The sequence below is a fragment of the Ruegeria sp. BG10 genome (assembly GCF_056538575.1).
In genome coordinates, this window is sequence record NZ_JBQFTI010000004.1 from 223,956 (window position 1) to 247,618 (window position 23,663).

The 23,663-nt window shown below is 61.2% G+C and carries 28 protein-coding genes; 16 read left to right on the forward strand and 12 right to left on the reverse strand.

The genetic code is table 11. The features are described from left to right. From odhB to lpdA, 4 genes are all read left to right on the forward strand, one after another. Entirely contained in the window at positions 1-1,521 is a 1,521-nt protein-coding gene (gene odhB / locus ACR0D8_RS16320; RefSeq protein WP_480648073.1) for a 2-oxoglutarate dehydrogenase complex dihydrolipoyllysine-residue succinyltransferase, read from the forward strand. Between the two features lie 2 nt (positions 1,522-1,523). Continuing rightward, entirely contained in the window at positions 1,524-2,045 is a 522-nt protein-coding gene (locus ACR0D8_RS16325) for a hypothetical protein (protein WP_480648075.1), read from the forward strand. An 87-nt stretch (positions 2,046-2,132) separates the two neighbouring features. Beyond that, positions 2,133-2,402 carry a hypothetical protein gene (locus ACR0D8_RS16330; RefSeq protein ID WP_475154567.1) on the forward strand — a complete coding sequence of 90 codons (270 nt, stop codon included), beginning with the start codon at positions 2,133-2,135 and terminating at the stop codon, positions 2,400-2,402. A gap of 75 nt (positions 2,403-2,477) precedes the next feature. Next, positions 2,478-3,866 carry a dihydrolipoyl dehydrogenase gene (gene lpdA / locus ACR0D8_RS16335; RefSeq protein WP_480648077.1) on the forward strand — a complete coding sequence of 463 codons (1,389 nt, stop codon included), beginning with the start codon at positions 2,478-2,480 and terminating at the stop codon, positions 3,864-3,866. Positions 3,867-4,112: 246 nt separating this feature from the next. Here lpdA and ACR0D8_RS16340 read toward each other — a convergent pair whose 3' ends face one another. Continuing rightward, positions 4,113-4,691, reverse strand: coding sequence for a TetR/AcrR family transcriptional regulator (locus tag ACR0D8_RS16340; protein WP_480648079.1), 579 nt, complete (start codon positions 4,689-4,691; stop codon positions 4,113-4,115). A 101-nt stretch (positions 4,692-4,792) separates the two neighbouring features. Between ACR0D8_RS16340 and ACR0D8_RS16345 the strand changes: the two genes are divergently transcribed. Further along, on the forward strand, positions 4,793-5,386 hold the full coding sequence (locus ACR0D8_RS16345; RefSeq protein WP_480648081.1) for an NAD(P)H-dependent oxidoreductase: 594 nt from the start codon (positions 4,793-4,795) through the stop codon (positions 5,384-5,386). A 9-nt stretch (positions 5,387-5,395) separates the two neighbouring features. Here ACR0D8_RS16345 and ACR0D8_RS16350 read toward each other — a convergent pair whose 3' ends face one another. From ACR0D8_RS16350 to ACR0D8_RS16365, 4 genes are read right to left on the reverse strand one after another with little or no spacing between them, the layout of a single operon-like run. Next, positions 5,396-6,001 carry a pyridoxamine 5'-phosphate oxidase family protein gene (locus ACR0D8_RS16350; protein WP_480648268.1) on the reverse strand — a complete coding sequence of 202 codons (606 nt, stop codon included), beginning with the start codon at positions 5,999-6,001 and terminating at the stop codon, positions 5,396-5,398. Next, a complete protein-coding gene (locus ACR0D8_RS16355; protein WP_480648082.1) occupies positions 5,988-6,728 on the reverse strand; it encodes a lysophospholipid acyltransferase family protein in 741 nt (246 codons plus the stop codon). Before ACR0D8_RS16355 ends, ACR0D8_RS16350 begins: the two co-directional genes overlap by 14 nt. Further along, complete coding sequence (locus ACR0D8_RS16360; protein WP_475154591.1) at positions 6,728-7,627, reverse strand: cell division protein FtsX; 900 nt, start codon at positions 7,625-7,627, stop codon at positions 6,728-6,730. Before ACR0D8_RS16360 ends, ACR0D8_RS16355 begins: the two co-directional genes overlap by 1 nt. Then, positions 7,624-8,301 carry a cell division ATP-binding protein FtsE gene (locus tag ACR0D8_RS16365; protein WP_480648085.1) on the reverse strand — a complete coding sequence of 226 codons (678 nt, stop codon included), beginning with the start codon at positions 8,299-8,301 and terminating at the stop codon, positions 7,624-7,626. The genes ACR0D8_RS16360 and ACR0D8_RS16365 overlap by 4 nt, the downstream gene beginning before the upstream one ends. Positions 8,302-8,484: 183 nt before the next feature. On the opposite strand from ACR0D8_RS16365, the gene ACR0D8_RS16370 reads away from it, so the two are divergent. Then, positions 8,485-9,309 carry a zinc-ribbon domain-containing protein gene (locus tag ACR0D8_RS16370; RefSeq protein WP_480648087.1) on the forward strand — a complete coding sequence of 275 codons (825 nt, stop codon included), beginning with the start codon at positions 8,485-8,487 and terminating at the stop codon, positions 9,307-9,309. 18 nt (positions 9,310-9,327) lie between these two features. On the opposite strand, the gene ACR0D8_RS16375 is transcribed toward ACR0D8_RS16370, so the two are convergent. The 5 genes from ACR0D8_RS16375 to argH all read right to left on the reverse strand — a co-directional run bounded on the left by ACR0D8_RS16375 (position 9,328) and on the right by argH (position 15,044). After that, entirely contained in the window at positions 9,328-11,853 is a 2,526-nt protein-coding gene (locus ACR0D8_RS16375) for a TIGR02302 family protein (RefSeq protein ID WP_480648270.1), read from the reverse strand. A gap of 54 nt (positions 11,854-11,907) precedes the next feature. Beyond that, the gene (gene lysA / locus ACR0D8_RS16380; RefSeq protein WP_480648089.1) at positions 11,908-13,173 is read right to left on the reverse strand and encodes a diaminopimelate decarboxylase; all 1,266 of its coding nucleotides are present in this window, start codon (positions 13,171-13,173) and stop codon (positions 11,908-11,910) included. Between the two features lie 65 nt (positions 13,174-13,238). Then, positions 13,239-13,388: a hypothetical protein gene (locus tag ACR0D8_RS16385; RefSeq protein ID WP_480648091.1), complete on the reverse strand. Its 150-nt coding sequence runs from the start codon at positions 13,386-13,388 to the stop codon at positions 13,239-13,241. Positions 13,389-13,473: 85 nt separating this feature from the next. Then, the gene (locus ACR0D8_RS16390; protein WP_475154620.1) at positions 13,474-13,656 is read right to left on the reverse strand and encodes an argininosuccinate lyase; all 183 of its coding nucleotides are present in this window, start codon (positions 13,654-13,656) and stop codon (positions 13,474-13,476) included. Continuing rightward, positions 13,656-15,044, reverse strand: coding sequence for an argininosuccinate lyase (gene argH, locus ACR0D8_RS16395; protein ID WP_480648093.1), 1,389 nt, complete (start codon positions 15,042-15,044; stop codon positions 13,656-13,658). Before argH ends, ACR0D8_RS16390 begins: the two co-directional genes overlap by 1 nt. 21 nt (positions 15,045-15,065) lie before the next feature. Between argH and ACR0D8_RS16400 the strand changes: the two genes are divergently transcribed. After that, positions 15,066-15,632 carry a TlpA disulfide reductase family protein gene (locus ACR0D8_RS16400; RefSeq protein WP_480648095.1) on the forward strand — a complete coding sequence of 189 codons (567 nt, stop codon included), beginning with the start codon at positions 15,066-15,068 and terminating at the stop codon, positions 15,630-15,632. Here ACR0D8_RS16400 and ACR0D8_RS16405 read toward each other — a convergent pair. Next, complete coding sequence (locus ACR0D8_RS16405) at positions 15,629-15,961, reverse strand: phosphotyrosine protein phosphatase (protein WP_480648097.1); 333 nt, start codon at positions 15,959-15,961, stop codon at positions 15,629-15,631. The two genes, ACR0D8_RS16400 and ACR0D8_RS16405, sit on opposite strands and share 4 nt — an antisense overlap. Positions 15,962-16,078: 117 nt before the next feature. Here ACR0D8_RS16405 and ACR0D8_RS16410 point away from each other — a divergent pair, with 117 nt between their 5' ends. From ACR0D8_RS16410 to yddG, 9 genes are all read left to right on the forward strand, one after another. Continuing rightward, positions 16,079-16,408 (forward strand): hypothetical protein, encoded by a 330-nt coding sequence (locus ACR0D8_RS16410; protein WP_475154635.1) that lies wholly within the window; start codon positions 16,079-16,081, stop codon positions 16,406-16,408. A 60-nt stretch (positions 16,409-16,468) separates the two neighbouring features. Then, positions 16,469-16,855 carry a hypothetical protein gene (locus ACR0D8_RS16415; protein ID WP_480648099.1) on the forward strand — a complete coding sequence of 129 codons (387 nt, stop codon included), beginning with the start codon at positions 16,469-16,471 and terminating at the stop codon, positions 16,853-16,855. Beyond that, entirely contained in the window at positions 16,852-17,823 is a 972-nt protein-coding gene (locus ACR0D8_RS16420) for a sterol desaturase family protein (RefSeq protein ID WP_480648101.1), read from the forward strand. The genes ACR0D8_RS16415 and ACR0D8_RS16420 overlap by 4 nt, the downstream gene beginning before the upstream one ends. Before the next feature lie 92 nt (positions 17,824-17,915). Next, positions 17,916-18,104, forward strand: coding sequence for a hypothetical protein (locus tag ACR0D8_RS16425; RefSeq protein ID WP_475154646.1), 189 nt, complete (start codon positions 17,916-17,918; stop codon positions 18,102-18,104). 91 nt (positions 18,105-18,195) lie between these two features. Next, entirely contained in the window at positions 18,196-19,029 is an 834-nt protein-coding gene (locus ACR0D8_RS16430) for an EAL domain-containing protein (protein WP_480648103.1), read from the forward strand. 181 nt (positions 19,030-19,210) lie between these two features. Continuing rightward, the gene (locus tag ACR0D8_RS16435; RefSeq protein ID WP_480648105.1) at positions 19,211-20,386 is read left to right on the forward strand and encodes an acetyl-CoA C-acetyltransferase; all 1,176 of its coding nucleotides are present in this window, start codon (positions 19,211-19,213) and stop codon (positions 20,384-20,386) included. Positions 20,387-20,572: 186 nt separating this feature from the next. After that, complete coding sequence (gene phbB, locus ACR0D8_RS16440) at positions 20,573-21,295, forward strand: acetoacetyl-CoA reductase (protein ID WP_480648107.1); 723 nt, start codon at positions 20,573-20,575, stop codon at positions 21,293-21,295. A 304-nt stretch (positions 21,296-21,599) separates the two neighbouring features. Continuing rightward, complete coding sequence (locus ACR0D8_RS16445; RefSeq protein ID WP_480648109.1) at positions 21,600-22,547, forward strand: transcriptional regulator GcvA; 948 nt, start codon at positions 21,600-21,602, stop codon at positions 22,545-22,547. Then, positions 22,544-23,410, forward strand: coding sequence for an aromatic amino acid exporter YddG (gene yddG / locus ACR0D8_RS16450; protein WP_480648111.1), 867 nt, complete (start codon positions 22,544-22,546; stop codon positions 23,408-23,410). Before ACR0D8_RS16445 ends, yddG begins: the two co-directional genes overlap by 4 nt. On the opposite strand, the gene ACR0D8_RS16455 is transcribed toward yddG, so the two are convergent. Then, the gene (locus tag ACR0D8_RS16455; RefSeq protein WP_475154672.1) at positions 23,407-23,571 is read right to left on the reverse strand and encodes a YdcH family protein; all 165 of its coding nucleotides are present in this window, start codon (positions 23,569-23,571) and stop codon (positions 23,407-23,409) included. The genes yddG and ACR0D8_RS16455 overlap by 4 nt on opposite strands. Positions 23,572-23,663: the final 92 nt, after the last annotated feature.

Genomic DNA, 23,663 nt, shown 5'->3' on the forward strand with positions numbered 1-23,663 from the left:
ATGTCCATTGAAGTTCGCGTTCCCACGCTTGGCGAGTCGGTAACCGAAGCCACGGTTGCGACATGGTTCAAAAAACCCGGCGACGCCGTTGCCGTAGATGAAATGCTGTGTGAGCTGGAGACCGACAAGGTCACCGTCGAGGTACCCTCTCCCGCCGCCGGCGTTATGGGCGAAATTGTTGCCGCCGAAGGTGAAACGGTTGGCGTCGACGCGCTGTTGGCGACGATTGCTGCGGGTGAGGGCGCGGCCCCTGCCCCGGCGGCGGCTCCGGCCCCGGCGGCTGCGGCCCCGGCGGCAACGGGTGGCAGCGTTGACGTGATGGTGCCGACGCTAGGCGAATCCGTGACCGAGGCAACCGTGTCGACCTGGTTCAAGCAGGTTGGCGACAACGTCGCGCAGGACGAAATGCTGTGCGAGCTGGAAACTGACAAGGTCTCGGTCGAGGTTCCGGCCCCGGCTGCCGGTGTTCTGGCCGAAATCGTGGCGCCTGAAGGCGCGACCGTGGATGCCACCGCAAAGCTGGCCGTGATCTCGGGCGCGGCCGCGGGTGCTGCGGCGGCACCGGCAGCGCCTGCCGCTGCTCCGGCGGCGGGCACCGGTGACGGCGGCGGCAAGGACGTGGCCAATGCACCCTCCGCCGAGAAAGCGATGGCCGAAGCTGGCCTGTCGGCGGATCAGGTGACCGGCACGGGCCGCGACGGGCGGATCATGAAAGAAGACGTCGCAAAAGCGGTTGCCACGGCTTCGGCCCCAGCGCCTGCGGCGGCTGTGCCCGCCCCCGCAGCCCAGGCTCCGCGCGCTCCGGTCGCGGCAGAGGATGCCGGTCGGGAAGAACGCGTGCGCATGACCCGTCTGCGCCAGACCATCGCCAAGCGCCTGAAGGACGCGCAGAATACCGCCGCGATCCTGACCACCTATAACGAAGTGGACATGACCGAGGTCATGGCCCTGCGCAGCCAGTACAAGGACCAGTTCGAGAAAAAGCACGGCGTGCGTCTGGGCTTTATGTCCTTCTTCACCAAAGCCTGCTGTCATGCGCTGAAAGAAGTTCCCGAGGTCAATGCCGAGATTGACGGCACTGACATCGTTTACAAGAACTTCGTGCATATGGGCGTGGCCGCCGGTACGCCGCAGGGTCTGGTTGTTCCGGTCATCCGGGACGCTGACAGCATGTCTTTTGCAGCGATCGAGAAGGCCATCGCCGAAAAAGGCAGGCGCGCCCGTGACGGAAAGCTGTCCATGGCCGAGATGCAGGGCGGCACGTTCACCATCTCGAATGGTGGTGTTTATGGCTCGCTGATGTCCTCGCCGATCCTGAACCCGCCGCAATCGGGCATTCTGGGCATGCATAAGATCCAGGACCGTCCGATGGTCATCAATGGCGAGATCAAGATCCGCCCGATGATGTATCTGGCCCTGTCCTATGACCACCGGATCGTGGATGGCAAAGGGGCGGTCACATTTCTTGTTCGTGTCAAAGAAGCGTTGGAGGATCCGCGCCGGCTGCTGATGGATCTGTGATCGTGAATGTTGAGCAGCAATCCCTGGTCTTGGAATACATCAAAACGATTGCAATCCTTGGCGGTATTTTCTTTGCTCTCGCTGAACTTAGAAACAGCGAGCGAGATCAGCAAATGGTCCGGTTCGAAAACACTTCTGAGATGATTCAGGGATTCGGTGAAGCTGAAGTCGTTTCTGGAGCATCATCGCTATTGAGTGCCGTTCAACAGCCGACTGATCGCCACAAGTGGGATGACCTGCTGGTTGCGCTAACGCCATATAGGCAGCATTTAGTTACCTGGTCAGCTTGTGTTGAATTTGGAAGTTGTGAACAAAATGAGAGCCTTTCGTATCTCTGCAGAACACTTTTGACTTACGAAGGTGGGATGCAAATAATCTACCGGAAATACGGAAAAAGCTATAATCGAGAATGGCGTGATCAGAGTTACTTTCTCCGCTACTCTAAATGTGAAGCCGAATATCCGGTAATGGCAAAAAGAATTACTGATGGGATTACTGCCACGATGAATGCAGGCGCGAATTGACCAGAGACCTCGTTTCCTGCGTCTGCGTCTTGCAGGGCGCGAAATTGCTGACGTATTTGGATAGGCAAAGAAAGGGCAGCTAAAAGGATGGCAACGCATGTACTCTGGCAGGCCGATGTGGCCGATTTCGATGCCTGGCTGAAAGTGTTCCGCGAGGACAAGCCGATGCGCAAAGCCGCGGGCATCCGCGACCTGCATGTCTGGCGCGACCCCGATCAGCGCGACCATGCCATCGCCATGTTCGAAGTTCTGGATCTGGAAAAGGCCAGGGCATTTTTCGGGTCCGAGGAACTGGCGATGCACCACGAACGGGGCGGCATCGCGCATATCAGCATCAAGCTGCTGGACCCTGTTTGAAGAAGATTATGCCCAGCCCCGGCAATGCCGGGGCCGTGCCGGCACCGGGTAACCCGGTCGATTTAGGAGAGTATAATGGCTAACTATGACGTCATCGTAATCGGCGCCGGTCCCGGCGGCTATGTCTGCGCCATCCGTTGTGCCCAGCTGGGTCTGAAAACCGCTGTGGTCGAAGGGCGCGAGACGCTGGGCGGTACATGCCTGAACGTGGGCTGCATCCCGTCAAAGGCGCTGTTGCATGCCAGCCACCAACTGCATGAGGCCGAGCACAACTTTGCCAAGATGGGCCTGAAGGGCAAAAGCCCGTCGGTCGACTGGAAACAGATGCAGGCCTACAAGGAAGAGACCATCGAGGGCAACACCAAGGGCATCGAGTTCCTGTTCAAGAAGAACAAGATCGACTGGCTCAAAGGCTGGGGCTCGATCCCTGCCGCCGGAAAGGTCAAGGTTGGCGACGAGGTTCACGAAGCCAAAAACATCATCATTGCGTCCGGGTCCGAGCCGGCCTCGCTGCCGGGTGTCGAGGTGGATGAGAAGGTGGTCGTGACATCGACCGGCGCGCTGTCACTGGGCAAGATTCCGAAAAAGATGGTTGTCATCGGCGCGGGCGTCATCGGGCTGGAGCTAGGCTCGGTCTATCAGCGCCTGGGTGCCGAGGTGACGGTGATCGAGTTCCTCGACGTGATCACGCCGGGTATGGACCCCGAGGTGCAGAAGACATTCCAGCGCATCCTCAAGAAGCAGGGTCTGAAATTTGTCATGGGCGCTGCGGTGCAAAAGACGGAAGCGACAAAGACCAAGGCCAAGGTCACGTACAAACTGCGCAAGGATGACAGCGAACATGTGATCGACGCCGACACCGTGCTGGTCGCCACCGGCCGCAAGCCGTTCTCGGATGGTCTGGGGCTTGAGGCTCTGGGCGTCGAGATGACCCCGCGCGGCCAGATCAAGGTGGGGCCGGACTGGCAGACCAATGTGCCGGGCATCTACGCCATCGGTGATGTGACCGAAGGTCCGATGCTGGCCCACAAGGCCGAAGATGAGGGCATGGCCGCCGCCGAACAGGTCGCGGGCAAGCATGGCCATGTCAACTATGGCGTCATCCCGGGTGTGATCTACACGTGGCCCGAAGTCGCCAATGTGGGCGAGACCGAAGAAACCCTGAAAGAACAGGGCCGCGCCTATAAGGTCGGCAAGTTCATGTTTATGGGTAACGGCCGCGCCAAGGCGAACTTTGCCGCAGACGGCTTCGTCAAGCTTCTGGCCGACAAGGAAACCGATCGCATCCTGGGCGCGCATATCATCGGTCCGGCGGCGGGCGACCTGATCCACGAGGTCTGCGTGGCGATGGAGTTCGGCGCCTCTGCCGAGGATCTGGCGCTGACCTGTCACGCCCACCCGACTTATTCGGAAGCCGTGCGCGAAGCCGCGCTGGCCTGCGGTGACGGCCCGATCCACAGTTGACGGGCGCACTGTAGTCAAGCGAAAGGCGGGCCGCTTTGCCCGCCTTTTTTGTGTCGTCGTGCAGCCCGTTCTACTCTCTGCCTTGAGCAGAGCTCCGAGCCATTGTTCGACTTTCGCAGTGCACTTATTGAGAAAGAATACGAAGTTTCAAGCTCATCTGCGCGGCGGGGTCCAGGGGACTTCCGAGCGGATGAGATTGATTGCCCAGACCGGGATTGAAGACAATGCAGAACTGAAACCCCGCGATCACACCTCAGGGGTCAACCACGCGTTCAAATAGATTTCGAGCCGGTCCGAGAAGCACTGCGTTTCATGCAGCGCGCAGAATTTCAAGGACATGGCCTGAATGGCAAATGCCTGCACCCCTTCGGCCAGCAGGTCCGGCGCAATGTCCTTGCGCATATCTGCGGTTTCAAGCCAGGCTGCAACCACCCGGAAATACCTTTCAAAGCAATGCGCTATCGGTCCGATTTCAGCAACGGCCGCGGCACCCGAATACCGGATGATCAGGTCGAACACATAGCGCTCTGACGTCATGAATTTGTGAACGGGCGCCAACGCCCGGATCATCTGAGGCACGGTGTTGGCCGGGCCGTTCGCTTCGGCCACGTCCAGGCACGCGTTCAGCTTTTCACCGATCAGAATCTCCATCAGCGCATCCTTGTCACGGAAATGCGCAAAGAACGTGCCCTTGGCGACACCGGCTGCCTGAACGACTTCTTCAACCCTCAGCGCCTCATACCCGCCTTTGGCAATCACCTCTTCGGACGCGGCCATCAGGCGCGCCCGGGTCTTCAGCGTTCGTTTTTGAATGGTCTTGGCCATAGCTCCAATTTGCACAGTTTTTGACCGCGGTCAAATTTTTTATTGACCGTGGTCATTTTTTGATTCTATAAATTGACCACGGTCATTTTTGGAGATTCCCGATGCAACCCAAGAAGATTCTCATCCTCGACGGACACCCTGCCGAAAGCAGCCTGTCACGCACCTTCGCCCAGACTTATGGCGACGCGGCCCGCAAGAAGGGGCACGAGGTCCGGATGGTGCACCTGAGTGAATTGCAGTTCGATCATGATTTTGGTCAGGGCAATTATCACGACTTCAAGCCGCTGGAACCCGTTCTGGAACAGGTGCTGCAGGACCTCGAATGGAGCGACCATCTGGTCCTGACGACGCCCATGTGGTGGGGCGGCCTGCCCGCCAAGCTCAAAGGGTTGATCGACCGGATGTTCATCCCCGGCCGCACCTTCGACACCCGCAACACCACGATGGCCGGCCTGCCCGCACCGTTGCTGTCCGGGCGTACCGCGCGGGTCATCCTGACATCGGATACGCCGGGCTGGTTCATGCGGCTGTTCTATCGGCAGGCACTGATCCGTCAGATCCGGGGCCAGATTCTGGGGTTCGTCGGCTTCAAGCCGACCCGCTTCACCTATTTCGCCGGGGCCAGCACACCGAAAGCCGGCCATGTCGAGCGCTGGATCACGCAGGTGTCAAAGATCGGCGCAGCGGCGGTCTGAACGCCGCAACTACCACATCGTTCTGGCCGCGCGCGCGCCCCATTCGTCATCATAGCGCGCGCCGCCTTCCTCACCCCCGGTCATTTCGGCAAGTATGTCTCCTGCCGAGGGCAAGCCGGCGCTTTCGTCCCCGCTGGTCCAGGTCCGGGCCCGCATCAGCGCGCGGGCGCATTGGGTATAGACCTCGGTTATTTCGATGACGATGACGGTCGCCGGACGTTTGCCATGCTTTTCAAACCGGTCCCGCAGGGCGTCGTCCGTTGTCAGGCGCGCCGTTCCGTTCAGGCGCACGACATTGTTTGACCCCGGCACCAGGAACATCACCGAAACACGGGGGTCGCGCACGATGTTGCGCAGGCTGTCCAGACGGTTGTTACCACGCCAGTCCGGCATGGCCAGAGTCCGCGGATCAAGCTCGACCACCACCGGGCCGTCATCGCCGCGTGGGCTGCCGTCGACACCTTCGGGCCCAACCGTGCTGAGGATGCAGAACCGCGAGGCCATGATCCACTTGCGGTAAAGCGGCGTCAGCCTTCGTGCCACTTTGCGCAGCGACGGTGCACCGGGTGTGCCATAGAGCCCTTCGAGCGTGGCGATGTCTTCAATGAACTCCATCCGGATCAAACCCCACTTCCTTCATCAGCGCATTGGACCGCGTTTCGATCACATCCTCCAGCCGACCCAGAAACGCGTCCCGCGCCACGCCCGGTTCGATCGGGTCGAGGAAATCGACGATTGCCAGACCGGGCTTGCGCATAACGCCCGTTCGCGGCCAGAACACTCCGGCATTGGTGGCAACGGGCACACAGGGAAAACCCAAGCCCTCATACAGAACGGCTGTTCCGACTTTGTAGGGTTTGTGCACGCCCGGAGCGACCCGTGTGCCCTGCGGATAGATCACCAGTTGACCGGGTTCCGTGAATTCCTTGGCCACGTCCTTGACCATCTTGGCCACCGCAGCGCCCTTCTTGCCGCGATTGACCGGGATACAGCCCAACCGGCGTGCATAAAGGCCGATGATCGGGGTCCACAGCAATTCGCGTTTCATGATGAACTTGCCGTGGGGTATGGCGTTGAAGATGATGATGATATCCAGAAAAGACTGGTGTTTGGCACCGATGACAACCTCGTCCACCGGGACCTCTCCGCGGACTTCGCTGCGGATGCCGACCATCCGGTGAGCAAGCCACAAAGTGCTGCGGGCATAGGTTTTGCACGCTTGCAGCGCACCGCGTTTTGTAAACAGGGCGTAAGGTGCGAACACGATACCCAGGATCAGCATCCATGCGTAGATCACGATCATGAAGATCAATGAGCGGGTCCACTGAAACGCTGTAGCCATCACGAAAGCTCCTTTAGTTTACGGCTGGCGGCTGTCCAGGTGGCCAGAAACGCAACCGTCGCACCCAGGAAGGGTATCAGCGCCGGCAGCAGCCAGCCAAATCCCTGAAAACCAAGGCCGGTCAGAAATCCGCCCGCATCCGATGCTTCGGGCAGCAGTAGCACACCGGTCATCCCCAGCAGAACCCCCACAACCGCGCCAAAGAACGCCCGGTAGGTGAACCGCCGCACAAAGGCGCGGGCGATAAAACGGTCGCGGGCACCGACCAGGCGCAGGACTTCGATAATTTGCGCGTTGGCGGCCAGTGACGCATTCGCTGCCAGCGTGATCATTGCCGCTGTCGCGCCACCGATCAGCAGGATCGACACCCAGCCCAGCCGCCGCAGCGATTTTGCCGCATCCACCAGAGGTTCGCGCCAGCGGGTGTGATCGTCCAGTACTGCGCCCGGCACCTCGGCCCCCAGCCGCAGGCGCAACCCCGCAGCATCAAGCCCCGGTTCACCTTCGACGATTTCGATCAGTTGCGGAACGGGCAGCGTATCTAGCGGCAGGTCTGACCCGAACCAGGGGGACAGCAGCGCCGCCTGTTCCTCGGCGCTCAGCGCGCGGGCCGAGGCGACGCCGGGCGTCTGGCTCAGCACGGTCAGAGCGGCCTCGGTCTGGGCGGCACGCTGTTCGGCAGGGGCGTTGATGCGCAGTGTGGCCGCCCCGGCCAGTTCGGTGGCCCAGCGATCCGCCAGCCGCCCCGAAGCCAGCGACAAGGCCAGCGCGAACACGGCCAGAAAGGCCATCGCGCCAGAGACGAACAGGGTCAGGTGCGCGGTATAGCCTGTTGGTGGAACAACTCGGTCGGCGCGCGTATCCCGTTGCAGCAGGTTGCGGATGGTTCCGGCGCTCATAGATCCGCCCCCGCCAGTTGAATCTGACGCTGTGAAATGCGCAGGACGCGGGCCTGAACCTGACTTTTGGCGGCACGGATCAGGCTCAGGTCATGGGTGGCGATCAGGACGGTTTTGCCCATCCGGTTCAGTTCCAGCAACAGGCGCAGCAGGCGCTGGGACATGTCCCAGTCCACATTGCCCGTCGGCTCATCCGCCAGAACGACGTCCGGCGACAGGATCACGGCCCGGGCCACTGCGGCGCGCTGGCGCTCCCCACCCGACAGTTCCGGTGGATGTGAATCTAGCCGCGTGCCCAGGCCAACCCAGTTCAGCAGTTCGGTCAGGTCTTCGCGCTGCGCGGGCTCGGCACGGCCCGACACCATCAGCGGCAGGGACACGTTTTCGGCCAGCGTCATGTGGTCCAGAAAGCGGCAATCCTGATGCACCACACCGATGCGCCGACGCAGCAGTGCCATCTGATCCCGGTCCAGCCCTGTAACATCCTGCCCGAACGCGCTCAGCCGTCCTTCGGTCGGCAACAGCGCGCCGTAACACAGCTTGAGCAGCGTCGTCTTGCCGGCGCCGGACGGGCCGGTCAGAAAGTGGAATGAACCCGGTTGCAACTGAAGCGACACGTTGCTCAGCAACGCGCCACCGCCATAGGTGTAGCTGACGTTTTCCAGCTCGATCACAGGGGCCCCCGTTATTGTTGCCGCTCTTCTTGCCCGAGCGCGGTCATGGTTTCAATGCCTGCACCGGGTCGAATTGGTGACATTTGTGCCGCGAAACCGAAAACACCCTTTGCTGTCAGGTCTTAACGGAATATCATCCCTGAAAAAACTATTATCGGGTCGACATCCCGAACGGGAGGCAGCATGCGTCTTACTTGTCCGAATTGCAGTGCCCAATATGAGGTTCCAGACGAGGTCATTCCCGAGGAAGGCCGGGACGTTCAGTGTTCGAATTGCGAGAAGACCTGGTTCCAACCCAAACACCCGGACGAGACCGCGACCGGGGCAACAGATTCCCCGCAAGACGAGGTCCAAGCGGCACCGGCGGAACCGGACCCTGCGCCTGCGCCGGAGACCACGGCGGAACCCGAACCAGCCCCCGCCGCAGAGGCCGAGACAGACGCGCCCGACCAGCCCGCGCCACCACCCGAACCCGATCCTGAGGCGGAACCTGAACCCGAGACACCCGAGACCGAGCCTGCGGCCAGCGGAAATGTCGATCCGGCCGTCGCCAGCATCCTCAAGGAAGAAGCGGCCAGAGAACTGGAACTGCGCGCCCAGGAAGGCGGCGGATTGGAAACCCAGCCCGATCTGGCGCTGGACAGCTCGCCCGAACACGATCCCGAACAGGCCATCAAGGAACTGACGGCCAGCGAAACGTCGGCCGATGCGGGGCAGAAAGATGCCCTGCCGGATGTGGAGGCGATCAACTCGACCTTGCGCGGCGATGACGCGGCGGGACAGGCCGCGGCCGAGCAACCCGTTCCCGTCAAATCCGGCGGCGGTTTTCTGCGCGGGTTTGCCCTGATCGTGATTGTCGGCATCATCCTGCTGTTGCTTTACAGCAATGCCCGGCAAATCGGCGAGGCGGTGCCGCAGGCCGATCCGATCCTGAATTCCTATGTGTCCTTCGTGGATCAGGCGCGCGTGTGGCTCGAAGCGCAGACCTCGGGCGCGGCGCAGAACTGATACTTTTCGGGAACGGGCCTAAAACCGCTCAAGCAGGCGCTTGAGATATTCCAGTTCGATCTGGGGGCGTTCCGATTCACCGGTACGGCGGCGGATTTCATCCAGCAATTCGCGCGCGCGCCGGTAGACGTCCTCACCCTGCAACAGGTTGTCATCGGTCGAGATTGATCCGTTCGCCCCCGGGCTGCGGCCCAGCGGATCGCGGTTGTTGGCCTCCATGTTGCCATCCTGCGTGCCCTGACCCGGCTGGTTTTGCTGGTTCTGGGCCAAAGCCTCGCCCAGCGACCGCATCCCTTCGCGCAAGGCTTCCATCGCTTCGGACTGGCGGTCGATGGCTTCGGCTAGATCGTTGCCGCGCAGCGCGTCTTCGGCGTCATCCATCGCACGGCCCGCGCGGCCCAGCGCGTCACGCGCGGCTTCGCCTTCGGGAGTCCCTGCACCCGGCAGATTCTGTTGCTGACGGCCCAACTCGTTGCGAAGGGCCTGCTGACGATCGGCCAGCGATCCCTGACCCTGCTGACCGTCACCCGCCTGATCCTGACCCTGTCCCTGACCGCCCTGACCTTCGTGGCTCTGGCCCCGACCCAGACCGCCGCTGCGGCCCTCGTTGCCCTGACTTTCACCGGATTGCGCACCGGGGTTGAACTGTTCCTGCAGATCCCGGAACGCCTGATCGCTCAGGCCCTGTTGTTCCCGCAGGGTTTCCGCCAAACCTTCCATCGCCTGCTGGCCTTCGGATTGCTGACCCTGACCCTGGCCCTGGGTGACGCGCATGTTCTCCATCATCTGCTGGAATTCCTCCAGCGCCTGCTGCGCCTCGGCCATGCGGCCCTGTTCCATCAGTTCCTGAATGCGGTCCATCATCCGCTGCAGGTCATCCTGCGTCATCTGCAGGGATTCACCATTCTGACCCTGCTGATTTTCGTTGAACTCACCGTTTTCCTGCGCCAGACGCTGCAACTGGCGCATGTAGTCCTGCGTCGCTTCGCGCAGCTCTTGCATAAGCTCTGCGATCTCTTCATCCGTGGCGCCGTTCTGCATCGCCTCGGTCAGACGCTCCTGTGCCCGGCGCATACGCTCCAGCGCGTCGGCCAGAGTACCGTCTTCGATCCGGACCGCCAGATCCCAAAGGGCCTGTGCAATTTCTTCCTGCTGCTCCGGCTTCAGCCCATAGTCGGTGAACGTCTCCAACCGGCGCAATGCCACGCGCAGCCGCAGGTAGTTGGTGTCCGAGCGGAAGAAGTCCTCGGGCAGATGCGATATCGCGCGCAAAAGCTGGGCCACCCGCGGTGCGTTTTCGCGGGTCCACAACAGATCGCGGCGCTGTTCGATCACGGCAGCGGCCAGCGGATCAAAGAAACGGCGGGCGGGCAAGGATGTTGCATAGGGTTCAGACTGCGCTTCCTGTTCGGCCGCATCCCGCGCCATCAGGGTGATCGTGACCGGAAGATGCGCCCAGGGATGTTGCGAAAAGTTCTCGATCAGGTCCTCGGAGAAATCCGCACGGTCACCGGTGATCGGCATCGGCAGTTCGATTTCGATAACCTCGCGCTGTTCGGGCTTTGCGATCAGACCATAGCGGCGATCAACCGCCGACAGGTCCAGCTCGATCACGGCGGACCCGGACACCACCCCGTAATCATCGCTGGCGGCAAAGGGCAGCTTCATATGCCCGCCGGCCTCGGATTCGGCCGCGCCCGTGACAGCGATGCGGGGCACCGTGTCCTGAATGACCTGCAGCGCCCAGCTTTGACCGGACGGCCCGTCAATGCTGAGCTGACCGGACCGTTCGACAACAACGTCCTGTTCGGGCGCGGTCGCGCCTTCGGACCCCAGGGGGGTTGTCGTTTCGGTAAGGCTGTGCGCGCCGACCTCGCCGTAGAACCGCAGCGTGATGCGGCTGCCCTGCGGCACGGCAAGCACCGGATCGGTCTGATCCGCCAGATAAAGCGTCGGCAGGCCGGTATAACGGGGCGGCTCGACCCAGCCTTCCCAACTTGGGCCCTGCCCGGCCACGGCGGCACCGGGGGCCATCTCGGCCACGGAACCGATGCGCCAGAAAGACCCGAACAGAACCGCGACGACCAGCGCCAGCAAGGCCGAATAGCGCAGGGCATAGGGATCACGTTCGGCCAGCCGCAGGTCGGGCCTGACCGGTTCCGCCGTTGCCACGCGCCGGGCCATGCGATCCTGATGCGCCTGCCACATCGCAACGGAGTCAGCATCCAGCGCCCCGATGGCCTGATCGTCCATAAGGGCCTGAATCGGCCGTCCCGGCAGGGCGGCATCCAGCCGCATCAGCGCCTCGGCCCGCACCGGCAGGTGGAATTGCCGCGCCCCCAGGATCAGCGCCCCCAGCAGCGCCAGCAGAGCGGCCGCGCCCACGGCCCAGACGATCTCAACCCGGATCAGATCCTGAAGGCCCAGCATCAAAGCGGCCAGAATCGCCATGGAAATCGAGAAAAACGGCCAAAACGCGCGCAAAACCTGCTCGGCCAGCATCCCCGCATGCGTCAGCCACAGGGACAGTCTTGGGATCGGCATAGTCGGTCTTGCGGTCAAGGCGGGCCTCCTGAGCGGGCCCGCGCGCCTATCGCGTCAAAGCCACACAGGTATGGTATCGCGGTTTATGATTTCGTCAAAGCTTGGGCGTTCACGAATAACTGCAAATTGATCCCCGTGGACCAGAACTTCGGGGATCAGAGGGCGGGTGTTGTATTCGCTGGACATCACGGCCCCATAGGCGCCGGCGCTGCGAAACGCGACCAGATCGCCCGGCGAAAGCGGCGGCATGTTGCGCTGCTTGGCGAAAGTGTCGCCGGTTTCGCAGACCGGGCCGACAATGTCATAGGGCTGCCGTTCCACCCCCGGTGCAGGTTCTTTGACGGCGATGATGTCGTGATAAGCCTCGTACATCGCGGGGCGGATCAGGTCATTCATCGCGCCGTCGAGGATCAGAAAGTCGCGCCCCTCGCCGGATTTCACATAGATCACCTTGCTGACCATCAGGCCCGCATTGCCCGCGATCAGACGGCCCGGCTCAATCTCGATTTCACAGCCCAGATGTCCCAGCGTTTTCCGGACCATTGCGCCATATTCAACCGGCAGCGGCGGCGCATCGTTCGAGCGGGTATAGGGAATGCCCAGGCCCCCGCCCAGGTCGAGACGGCGGATATTGTGGCCTTCCGACCGCAAACGCTCGGTCAGTTCGGCGACCTTGGTATAGGCCAGCTCGAACGGCTCTAGCTCGGTCAGCTGCGAGCCGATATGCACGTCGATGCCGATTACGTCGAGCCCCGGCAGGCTGGCGGCGCGGGCATAAACCTCAGAGGCGCGGGCGATCGGAATGCCGAACTTGTTCTCGGATTTTCCGGTGGCGATCTTGGCATGGGTCTTGGCGTCCACATCCGGATTCACCCGCACGGTGACCGGTGCGATCACGCCCAGTTCCAGCGCGATGGCGTTGATCACTTCCATCTCGGGCTCGGATTCCACGTTGAACTGGCGGATACCGCTGGTCAGCGCGGTGCGGATTTCGTCTGCGGTCTTGCCGACGCCGGAAAACACGATCTTGTCGCCGGGCACGCCGGCGGCCTTGGCGCGCAGATATTCGCCGCCCGAGACCACATCCATTCCCGCGCCCGCCTGCGCCAGCGTCTTCAGGATCGCCTGATTGCTGGCCGCCTTCATCGCATAGCAGACAAGGTGGTCGGTGCCTTCCAGCGCGTCATCGAACAGCTGGAAGTGCCGCAACAGAGTCGCCGTCGAATAGACATAGAACGGGGTTCCGACGCTCGCGGCGATTTCGGAGATCGGGACATCCTCGGCGTAAAGCGCGCCGTCGCGGTAGAGAAAGTGATCCATGCCTGCGCGCTTAGACCAAAAACGCCCGGCGGATCAATGGATTCTCAACGGGCCGGGATGATCCGTCAATTGCTCGTGGACACGCCCACCCGGCCGTAACCCGAGATCGATATGCCCGAGCCGCCCGTATCCGGCGCCGGTTCGGACCGCGACTTATAGGACGGATCGCAGGCCGCAAGCACGGCAAGGGACAGGATAAGACCAATAATTTTCATTTTGCTATCTTTTCAGGCTGCGGCGCAAGGCCGGGTATACGCTGCACATGGGCACAGCGCTGGCAAATTGCAAATGTTTTCAGGTTCATATCCCCAGGTAGACACCCAGACCACCGCGGCGCAGACCAACCCCACCGCCGACATGGGTGCCGCTGCTGCCGACACCGACATTGGCGCTCATCGTTGGCTGGATCGGTTCACCATCGGCACCGCAGGCCGCCAGCGCAAATCCGGCCGCAATCAGAAGAACCACTCGAAGTATCTGCATCACACCAGCGCCTTCCACCGCTTGATCTGGGCCCGGACCTGATCCGGGGCCGTGCCGCCATAGGACTGACGCGAGTTTACAGAATTTTCGACGGTAAGCACAGAATAGACGTCATCGGTGATATCGGCATGCACCGATTGCATGTCCTCCAGTGTCAAGTCAGGCAGGTCGCAGCCCTTGCTCTCGGCCATCGCGACCAATGACCCGGTAACATGGTGCGCATCGCGGAACGGCAGACCCGGAACGCGCACCAGCCAGTCGGCCAGATCGGTCGCGGTCGAAAAGCCCGAGCCCGCAGCGGCAGCAAGGCTGTCGCGGTTGGCGCTCATGTCTCTAACCATGCCCTCCATCGCGGCCAGCGCCAGCATCCAGTTATCGGCGGCGTCAAACACCTGTTCCTTGTCTTCCTGCATGTCCTTGGAATAGGTCAGCGGCAGCCCCTTCATCACCATCATCAGGCCTGTATTGGCCCCAAAGATCCGCCCCACCTTGGCGCGGATCAGTTCGGCGGCATCGGGGTTCTTCTTCTGCGGCATGATCGAAGAGCCGGTCGAGAACCGATCGGACAGAGACACAAAGCGGAACTGGGCCGAGGACCATATCACCAGCTCTTCGGCAAACCGGCTGAGGTGCATGGCACAGATCGAGGCGGTGGACAGGAACTCCAGCGCGAAATCCCGGTCGCTGACCGCGTCCAGCGAATTCGCGGCGGGGCGGTCAAAGCCCAGCGCTTCGGCGGTCATGGCCCGGTCAATGGGAAAGGACGTTCCGGCCAGCGCCGCCGCCCCCAGGGGGGATTCATTCATCCGCGCGCGCGCATCCCGGACACGGGACAGGTCACGGCCAAACATCTCGACATAGGCCATCATGTGGTGGCCCCATGTCACCGGCTGCGCGGTTTGCAGATGGGTAAAGCCCGGCATGACCCAATCGGCCCCGGCCTCGGCCTGCGCCAAAAGCGCGCGGATCAGGGCCAGCAGGCCGGTTTCCGCCGCGTCCAGCTGATCACGGACCCAGAGTTTGAAATCGGTTGCCACCTGATCGTTCCGACTGCGGCCCGTGTGCAAACGGCCTGCGGGCTCACCGATGATCTCTTTCAGGCGTGCCTCGACATTCATGTGGATGTCTTCCAGCGCGGTCGAGAACTGAAATTCTCCGTTCTGGATTTCTGACAAAACGGTGAGCAGCCCTTCCCGAATGGCCTGTGCATCACTATCAGTTATAACGCCTGTGGCAGCCAGCATGGCGGCATGGGCGCGCGAGCCTGCGATGTCCTGGGCTGCCATCCGCTGATCGAACCCGATCGAGGCGTTGATCGCCTCCATGATCGCGTCTGGACCGGCGGCAAATCGGCCGCCCCACATCTGGTTCGAGGATTGATCGGTCATGTAAGAAAACCCGGAGTTGATATGCGCCTAATTCGTCTGATCCCCCTTTATATGGCCCTTGCGCTGGGTGCAAACGCGGCTTTGGCTGCGGATGTCGAAACTCTGAAGCCATTGCGCGACGGCACGCTGAAGCGGCTGATCCTGCATAAGGAACCCAAGCCTGTCACACCGGTTGAATTTCAGCTTGAGGACGATGGCGGCGTCGGATCGATTGAAGATTACAGGGGCAAATACGTGCTGCTGAACTTCTGGGCCACATGGTGTGCGCCGTGCCGCAAGGAAATGCCCCAGATCGCCGAATTGCAGGAAGAGTTCGGCGGTGACAAGTTCGAAGTCCTGACCCTGGCCACCGGGCGCAACACGCCCGCCGGCATCAAGAAGTTCTTCGAAGAAAACGGCATTGACAACCTGCCCCGCCATCAGGATCCCAGTTCTGCCGTCGCCCGTGAAATGGGTGTGATCGCCCTGCCGATCACCGTCATTCTGGACCCTGACGGAAACGAAATCGCCCGCCTGATCGGGGATGCCGAGTGGAACTCGGACAGCGCCAAGGCAATTGTTTCGGCGCTGGTGGGTGGTTCCGGCTAATTCGGGGCAACCAAAACTCGCCGTAGCTTCGGCGTCATAACGTCGACCAATTCCGGCGACATGTATTCAAATCGATCAGGGATACCCAGAACGATAACCTTTGTATCCCTGATACAGTCCCCAAACTGGTCGGATAAGCGTTTCTTTTGACGACCGTCCATTACAATGATCGCATCAGCCCATTCGATGTGTTCGGTTGAGATTTTTTCATCGGCATCCTGGCTGAGACCTGCAAAATCCGTGCGATAGCCAGGCCATTCTGCCACAATATCGGCGGCCGTGGGGCTACGCATCCGTGCCTTGCCACAAACAAATAGAATATTCTTCACGGATGCGTTCCTGGTCATTGGTTTTGCTACTTCAAAACCATATTCGTCAATCTCGTGCTATACTTGTCTCAACCTTAGTAAAAACCCTCAACCGGGTTCAATTGAGAGGAGACTGCGATGAAACCGGTGGTTCTGCTGATCGGAAAGCTGCCAAATGTCATAGGCGACGTGGCGCGGCGTCTGGACCATATGCCGATTCAATGGCTGGGCGCGCATGATCCGGACGAGGTCCGGCGGCAACTGGATGCCGAGCCCCGCATCGTCTGCGCCATCATGGGCGCCGGTCTGGATGACAAGGTGCGCGGCGAACTGGTCGGTATCATTGCGGCGCGCAGACCGGATATCTGCATCCACCTCAAGGACAGGGCGTCCGGTCCCGACGGGTTGGTGCCATTTGTCGAACGCGTGGTGCAGCACCAAATCCTGGAACCGCTTGAAACAGGCTGACGCAACGCAACCTTTGACAGTATCCCGACCGCTTTGCACTGTGCCGGGCGGGAGGACGGAATGCCGCTTGAAATTCTGCTGATTCTGGTGGTCGGAGGCATCGTCGGGATAACGGTGATGCTGCACCTGTCGGGAAAATCCGATTTGCGCAGCCTGACACCTGAATCGGCGCGCTCGGAATGGCTGCGCCACGCGCCTGACGACACCATCATCGACGTGACCGTCGCTCATGACGGGCATTCTGCGCTGATCCGGACGGATACCGGCAACGGGCTGTTATGGTCGTTTGGCGCGGACACAGTGGCCCGGCACCTGCTGGATTTCGACTGGCTTGAACATCCGCAGGGCTTTGAAATTCAGTTCCACGATTTCGGCACGCCGCGGGTAATCGTCCACCTCGACGAATTCGAACGCCGCCACTGGCGGCACCTGCTGGAGCCCGCATGACCGATCAAGTTAGCTTTCCCGATGCCGTGCAATGGGCGGTTCCCTTTTTCATTGCTGCAATCCTTGCCGAGTTTCTGTGGATCGCCATCAAGGGCAAGGGCGGGCGGTATGAGACGCGCGATGCGGTGACCTCGCTGGTGATGGGGGCCGGGAATATCGCCTCGGGCTTTTTGCTGGGGTTCATCGCCTATGCCTTCTTCATGTGGCTGTGGCAGATCACGCCGCTGAATCTCGGCACCTCGATCCCGGTGATCATCCTGTGCTTTGTGCTGGACGATCTGCGGTATTACTGGGTGCACCGGTTCGGCCATCGCATCCGCTGGGTCTGGGCCAGCCATGTGAACCACCACAGTTCACAACACTACAACCTGACCACGGCATTGCGGCAGACCTGGACCTACACCTTCACCTTCATGATGGTTGTGCGCGCGCCGCTGATCCTGCTGGGGTTCCACCCGGCCATGGTGCTGTTCTGCGGCGGTCTGAACCTGATCTACCAGTTCTGGATTCATACCGAAGCCATCGGCAAGATGCCCCGCTGGTTCGAAGCGGTGATGAACACGCCCAGCCACCACCGCGCTCATCACGGTCGAAACGCGCGTTACCTGGACTGCAACTATGCCGGTGTCTTCATCATCTGGGACAAGATGTTCGGCACCTTCGTCCCCGAACAGGAAGATGACCGCGTCGATTACGGGCTGGTCCACAACATTGGAACCTTCAACCCGCTGCGCGTTGCTTTTCACGAATGGGTCGGCATCTGGCGCGACGCAACGCAACCGGGTCTGAGCCTGCGGCAGCGTCTGGCTTATTGCTTTGCGCCGCCGGGCTACAGCCATGACGGCAGCCGGGACAGTTCCGAAGAGATCAAGGCCAAGCATCTGGCCCGCCACCCCGAAGATCGCGGAACGCCCGGATTCGAGCAATTCGGAGCCGAAGCGCCTAACCCGCAGGCAAAACAGGCCTGATTTCGCCGATCCGCCACCGGGCACGCCTTGAAAGCCGGATTTCACATTCCATATTCAGCGGGTGTGTAACGTGCGAGTAGCCGGAGGCCGACATGACCCGTTTGACAATTCTGTCCACCGTTCTTGGACTGGCGGGTGTGGTGCTGGCGATGCTGACCGCCCTGGCTGGTGGCGCTCCCGGCGTCGTGGCATTGGGTTTCGGCATGATGGCGCTGGGCTTCATGGGTGCAGTGGTCGGCGCTGCGGCGGCGTTGGGCCGCGTCTGGGAAACCGTGCGCTGAACCGGATCTGATCCGCTTTTCTTAACCGCAGATTCATTAGTTTGCCGTGAAATCTGTCCCTGACCGGCGGTGTAAGGGGCTTGGCAATCGCATGCGGGACAGAAAACTGGCAGATGTGCCCGAAGGCGCGGAAAACCCGCTGAATGCGGCTGTTGCTTCCCGCGACACATCCACCGTGCAAATGGCGACCGAGGCGGTCAAACACAAGCAATGCAAACTGGCGTTCCAGCCGGTGATGCAGGCCCATTCGCCGCATGGCGTCGCCTTTTACGAAGGCTTCATCCGGGTGCTGGACGAAACCGGGCGGGTTATCCCCGCGCGGGAATTCATGCCGCAGCTGGAAAACACGCCCATCGGCCGCGAACTGGACTGCATCGCGCTTGAGATGGGGTTGCGCACGCTGGTCAGAAACCCAGATATTCGCCTCTCCATCAACATGTCCGCGCGGTCGATCGGGTATGCGCGGTGGTCCCGCGTGCTGGACCGGTTTCTGAAAAAGGATGCCGGGCTCGGCGAAAGGCTGATTCTGGAAATCTCGGAAAGCTCGGCGATGACGGTGCCAGAACTGGTGATGGATTTCATGGACCGCCTGCAACCGCGCGGCATCGCCTTTGCGCTGGATGATTTTGGTGCCAGCAATTTCAGCTTCCGCCATTTTCGCGAGTTTCTTTTTGACGCCGCCAAGATCGACGGCCAGTTCGTCCGGGGGGTCAGCGAAAACCCCGACAATCAGGCTTTGGTGCGGGCCTTGGTGGCCGTCGCGCGCGAGTTTGAAATTCTGGTCACCGCCGAATCGGTGGAAACACAGGCGGATGCTGCGTTCCTCGTGGCCAGCGGTGTGGATTGCCTGCAGGGCTTTTTGTTCGGCGCGCCCACGGTCTCGGCCCCGTGGAAAGAGGAAAAGCAAAGGAAAACAGGCAGCTAATCGCGCGCGGCTTGGCGGCGCCACGCCTGAGACAAGCTGACCGTTGCTGCAAGTGCAGCGTTGCGATATTCCATGAACAGTTGGAGCGGGGGATCACGGGGCGCTCTGGTTGGGGGGTTCTGCTTTGACCTTCTGCGCCGCCACGGTTCCCACAGGACCTTGACGGTAAAGGATTGTCTAAATGACCAACGTAGTAATCGCATCCGCAGCACGAACCGGCGTCGGCAGCTTTGGCGGCTCGTTCGCAAATACGCCCGCGCATGATCTGGGCACCGCCGTTCTGGAAGCGGTTGTCGAACGCGCCGGGATCGAAAAAGGCGAGGTGAGCGAAACGATCATGGGTCAGGTCCTGACGGCCGCTCAAGGTCAGAACCCGGCCCGTCAGGCCCATATCAACGCCGGTCTGCCGCAGGAGAGCGCGGCCTGGGGCATCAACCAGGTCTGTGGCTCGGGCCTGCGCGCTGTCGCTCTGGGTGCGCAGCACATCCAGCTGGGCGATGCTGATATCGTCGCCGCAGGCGGTCAGGAGAACATGACCCTGTCGCCCCACGCCGCCGCGCTGCGCGCCGGTCACAAGATGGGTGACATGAAATATATCGACACGATGATCCGCGACGGTCTGTGGGATGCGTTCAACGGCTATCACATGGGTCAGACCGCGGAAAACGTCGCCGAGAAATGGCAGATCAGCCGCGACATGCAGGATGAATTCGCCGTCGCCAGCCAGAACAAGGCCGAAGCCGCGCAAAAGGCTGGCAAATTCGCTGATGAGGTCATTCCGTTCACGATCAAGACCCGCAAGGGCGACATCGTAATGGACAGCGACGAATACATCCGTCACGGCGCCACCATGGAAGCAATGGCAAAACTGCGCCCGGCTTTCACCAAGGACGGCTCGGTCACCGCAGCCAACGCGTCGGGCCTGAATGACGGCGCTGCCGCAACCCTGCTGATGTCGGCCAAGAACGCCGAAAAACGCGGGATCGAGCCTCTGGCCCGCATCGCTTCCTACGCCACTGCCGGTCTGGACCCGTCGATCATGGGCGTCGGTCCGATCTACGCCTCGCGCAAGGCGCTGGAAAAAGCGGGCTGGTCGGTTGACGACCTGGACCTGGTCGAGGCCAACGAAGCCTTCGCCGCGCAGGCCTGCGCCGTGAACAAGGACATGGGCTGGGACCCGTCGATCGTGAACGTGAACGGTGGCGCGATTGCCATCGGCCACCCGATCGGCGCATCCGGCTGCCGGGTCCTGAACACGCTTCTGTTCGAGATGAAGCGCCGCGACGCCAAAAAGGGTCTGGCGACCCTGTGTATCGGCGGCGGTATGGGCGTCGCCCTGTGTGTGGAGCGCGACTAAGTGCTTTGACAACCGCATAGAAAGGGGCGTCCGCTGGGCGCCCTTTTTTGTTACAAAGGACCTGAACCCTAAGATGCGACGATATTGCCATCCGGAATATCAAGATTCATGACGAAACAATATTGCGCAAGACCACCTCACAAAGTAACAGCATTACCAAGACGACTAAAATTGGAGGATTCCTAAATGGCACGTACAGCACTCGTTACCGGCGGTTCACGCGGCATCGGCGCAGCAATTTCCAAGGCGCTCAAGGCCGAAGGGTACAATGTTGCGGCCACCTATGCAGGCAATGACGAAGCCGCCGCCAAATTCAGCGAAGAAACCGGCATCGCCACCTATAAGTGGAACGTGGGGGATTACGACGAGTCCAAGGCGGGCATCGAAAAGGTTGAGGCAGAGGTCGGCCCCATCGACATCGTGGTGGCCAACGCCGGCATTACGCGGGACGCACCGTTTCACAAGATGACCCCGGAACAGTGGCATCAGGTGATCGACACCAACTTGACCGGCGTGTTTAACACCGTCCACCCTGTCTGGCCCGGCATGCGCGAACGGAAATTTGGCCGCGTCATCGTTATCAGCTCGATCAACGGTCAGAAGGGCCAGTTCGCGCAGGTGAACTATGCCGCCACCAAGGCAGGCGATCTGGGCATCGTGAAATCGCTGGCACAGGAAGGCGCGCGCGCCGGTATCACCGCCAATGCCATCTGCCCCGGCTATATCGCGACCGAGATGGTCATGGCGGTTCCGGAAAAGGTCCGCGAGGCCATCATCGGCCAGATTCCGGCCGGTCGCCTCGGCGAGCCCGAAGAAATCGCCCGTTGCGTTGCTTTCCTAGCCTCTGACGAGTCGCAGTTTATCAACGGCTCGACAATTTCGGCCAACGGCGCGCAGTTCTTCGCCTGATACGGGTCTTTTGCAAAATAATTGGGCCGGTCCTTTCAGGGCCGGCCCTTCTTTATCCCGTAAGAACGCGCGCGCAGCGCTCAGCGGGAACCGAACAACCAGTTCAGGGCGTGTTTGAAGACTTTGCCGCGCTCGGCATGGGCCCGCTGAAAGGCGCGGGCGGCTGCGGGGTTGGTCGTCATCTCGATCATGGCAGTCATCCTTTCAGTTCAGCTTTGTTTGACTTGTCTCCAATATGTGTCTTATTTCTTAAGCCGACAAACGAGCATTCTTTGGGACTCAGTTAAGAATTTCTTGTGTATAAATGAGCGACTACCTTCCGCCCCTGACCGCTTTGCGCGCCTTTGACGCAGCCGCGCGCCATATGTCCTTTGCGCGGGCGGCAGAGGAATTGCACGTGACCCCGGCCGCGCTGTCCTTTCAGATCAAGTCGCTGGAGGAACATCTGGGCCGTCCCCTTTTTCACCGCTTGAACCGGGCGGTGGAACTGACCGAAGCGGGCCGCGCCCTGGCTCCCGGGGCGGCCGAGGGCTTTGCGGCATTGCAGGGCGCGTGGCAGGCCGCACGGCGGCAGGGCAACGACACCAGCCTGACCGTCACTGCTGGGCCTGCGCTGACGGCCAAGTGGCTGGCTCCGCGCCTTTACGAGTTTGCGCGGGCATACCCCGAGATCGACCTGAAATTCTCGGCCACGTTGCGGAACATGGATCTGGAACGCGATGATGTGGATGTCGCCATCCGGTTCGGATACGGGCCGGATGACGGGCTATATTCCCTGCCCGTTCGCAGGGAATGGCTGACCCCGGTGATGACCCCGGACCTTGCGGAACAGTTTCCGACACCCGACAGTCTGAGGCATGCGCCTCTGATCTTTGATGACTCGATTGCGTTTTTGCAGCCGCCCAGCGACTGGCCGACATGGTTTCGCGCCGTCGGGGTCGATTTCACCCCCACGCATGGCGCGCATTTCTCGAACGCGGATCACGCGATTGATGCTGCCGTGGCGGGGGTCGGGGTGGTGCTGGGCCGGCGCGCGATGATCATCAAGGACCTGACCGAAGGGCGTCTGGTTGCACCTTTCAAGGTCGCCATCGAAACCAAGGGGCGTTTTCGATTTCTGTGCCTGCCCGGTGCCGAGAAGCGGCCCCAGATCGCTGCGTTCCGCGACTGGTTCATGGCCGAGATCGAAAAGACCGCGCATATCTCGGACGAATTCAGGATCATCCCGGTGGAAGAGGTCCCTGCCCCATGACACGGCCCCGCGCAACGGCGATCGGCTTCGTCGCGGTTCTGTTGTGGTCCCTGCTGGCCCTGTTTACCGTGGGATCGGCACCGACGCCGCCCCTGTTGCTGAACGCGATCTGCTTTTCGATCGGCGGCGCACTGGGGCTGGTCTGGACCTGGGCGAGCGGCGGTCTGCGCCAGTTGCGCGCGGTGCGCTGGGCCACCTATTTGTTTGGCACCGTTGGCTTGTTTGGTTATCACGCGCTGTATTTCTCGGCCCTGCGCATGGCACCGGCGGCGCAGGCCGGTTTGATCGCCTATCTGTGGCCGCTGCTGATCGTGCTGTTTTCCGGGCTGCTACCGGGTGAACGTCTGCGGATCGGTCACATGTTCGGCGCGTGTCTGGGATTTGCAGGTGCTGCCGTGATTATCGGCGGCGGCGGCAGCGCCGGGTTTCAGGCCGATCACCTTCCGGGCTATGCGCTGGCGCTGCTGTGTGCGCTGACGTGGTCAGGGTATTCTGTTTTGTCGCGACGGCTGGGGGATACGCCAACCAGTTCGGTCGCTGTCTTCTGTATTGCGTCGGCTGTGGCCTCGGCCCTGCTGCATCTGGCGGTTGAAGATACCGTCTGGCCCAACAGCGCCTTTGGCTGGGCCTCGGTCGCCGCCCTGGGGTTGGGGCCGGTGGGGTTGGCGTTTTATGTCTGGGATATCGGGGTGAAACAGGGCGACATTCAGATTTTGGGCACGGCGTCCTATGCGGCACCCTTGTTGTCGACGCTGGCATTGGTTGTGGCCGGGATCGCCGTTCCGTCCTGGGGTCTGGCGATCGCGGCCGTGTTGATCACAGGCGGCGCGGCCATCGCCGCGCGGGCCAGTATGAGCCGTTAGTTTGACAGGCGCTCGATCTCTTCCTTCAGCTTGAGTTTTTGTTTTTTGAGTTGAGCGATATGGAGATCATCGATGCCTGGCGAGCGTTGGGCTTCTTCAACTTCAAGACCGAGAGATTCGTGCTTTTTCTTCAGTTCGGTCAGATGTGCGCTCACGCTCATGGCGATACTCCTTTGTTGGTGACTGAGTTTCACGTAAGAATTTGACCACATCGTTTCCACCCTGTCACGCTGCAGACGCACAGAATCTGACA

Excerpts from the sequence above, each read along its gene's own strand:
- odhB (WP_480648073.1), top strand. The coding sequence starts at position 1 with ATGTCCATTGAAGTTCGCGTTCCCACGCTTGGCGAGTCGGTAACCGAA.
- ACR0D8_RS16330 (WP_475154567.1), top strand. The coding sequence starts at position 2,133 with ATGGCAACGCATGTACTCTGGCAGGCCGATGTGGCCGATTTCGATGCC.
- lpdA (WP_480648077.1), top strand. The coding sequence starts at position 2,478 with ATGGCTAACTATGACGTCATCGTAATCGGCGCCGGTCCCGGCGGCTAT.
- ACR0D8_RS16340 (WP_480648079.1), bottom strand. The coding sequence starts at position 4,691 with ATGGCCAAGACCATTCAAAAACGAACGCTGAAGACCCGGGCGCGCCTG.
- ACR0D8_RS16345 (WP_480648081.1), top strand. The coding sequence starts at position 4,793 with ATGCAACCCAAGAAGATTCTCATCCTCGACGGACACCCTGCCGAAAGC.
- ACR0D8_RS16350 (WP_480648268.1), bottom strand. The coding sequence starts at position 6,001 with ATGGAGTTCATTGAAGACATCGCCACGCTCGAAGGGCTCTATGGCACA.
- ACR0D8_RS16355 (WP_480648082.1), bottom strand. The coding sequence starts at position 6,728 with ATGGCTACAGCGTTTCAGTGGACCCGCTCATTGATCTTCATGATCGTG.
- ACR0D8_RS16360 (WP_475154591.1), bottom strand. The coding sequence starts at position 7,627 with ATGAGCGCCGGAACCATCCGCAACCTGCTGCAACGGGATACGCGCGCC.
- ACR0D8_RS16370 (WP_480648087.1), top strand. The coding sequence starts at position 8,485 with ATGCGTCTTACTTGTCCGAATTGCAGTGCCCAATATGAGGTTCCAGAC.
- ACR0D8_RS16375 (WP_480648270.1), bottom strand. The coding sequence starts at position 11,853 with ATGCCGATCCCAAGACTGTCCCTGTGGCTGACGCATGCGGGGATGCTG.
- lysA (WP_480648089.1), bottom strand. The coding sequence starts at position 13,173 with ATGGATCACTTTCTCTACCGCGACGGCGCGCTTTACGCCGAGGATGTC.
- ACR0D8_RS16385 (WP_480648091.1), bottom strand. The coding sequence starts at position 13,388 with ATGAAAATTATTGGTCTTATCCTGTCCCTTGCCGTGCTTGCGGCCTGC.
- ACR0D8_RS16390 (WP_475154620.1), bottom strand. The coding sequence starts at position 13,656 with ATGCAGATACTTCGAGTGGTTCTTCTGATTGCGGCCGGATTTGCGCTG.
- argH (WP_480648093.1), bottom strand. The coding sequence starts at position 15,044 with ATGACCGATCAATCCTCGAACCAGATGTGGGGCGGCCGATTTGCCGCC.
- ACR0D8_RS16400 (WP_480648095.1), top strand. The coding sequence starts at position 15,066 with ATGCGCCTAATTCGTCTGATCCCCCTTTATATGGCCCTTGCGCTGGGT.
- ACR0D8_RS16410 (WP_475154635.1), top strand. The coding sequence starts at position 16,079 with ATGAAACCGGTGGTTCTGCTGATCGGAAAGCTGCCAAATGTCATAGGC.
- ACR0D8_RS16415 (WP_480648099.1), top strand. The coding sequence starts at position 16,469 with ATGCCGCTTGAAATTCTGCTGATTCTGGTGGTCGGAGGCATCGTCGGG.
- ACR0D8_RS16420 (WP_480648101.1), top strand. The coding sequence starts at position 16,852 with ATGACCGATCAAGTTAGCTTTCCCGATGCCGTGCAATGGGCGGTTCCC.
- ACR0D8_RS16425 (WP_475154646.1), top strand. The coding sequence starts at position 17,916 with ATGACCCGTTTGACAATTCTGTCCACCGTTCTTGGACTGGCGGGTGTG.
- ACR0D8_RS16430 (WP_480648103.1), top strand. The coding sequence starts at position 18,196 with ATGCGGGACAGAAAACTGGCAGATGTGCCCGAAGGCGCGGAAAACCCG.
- ACR0D8_RS16435 (WP_480648105.1), top strand. The coding sequence starts at position 19,211 with ATGACCAACGTAGTAATCGCATCCGCAGCACGAACCGGCGTCGGCAGC.
- phbB (WP_480648107.1), top strand. The coding sequence starts at position 20,573 with ATGGCACGTACAGCACTCGTTACCGGCGGTTCACGCGGCATCGGCGCA.
- ACR0D8_RS16445 (WP_480648109.1), top strand. The coding sequence starts at position 21,600 with ATGAGCGACTACCTTCCGCCCCTGACCGCTTTGCGCGCCTTTGACGCA.
- yddG (WP_480648111.1), top strand. The coding sequence starts at position 22,544 with ATGACACGGCCCCGCGCAACGGCGATCGGCTTCGTCGCGGTTCTGTTG.
- ACR0D8_RS16455 (WP_475154672.1), bottom strand. The coding sequence starts at position 23,571 with ATGAGCGTGAGCGCACATCTGACCGAACTGAAGAAAAAGCACGAATCT.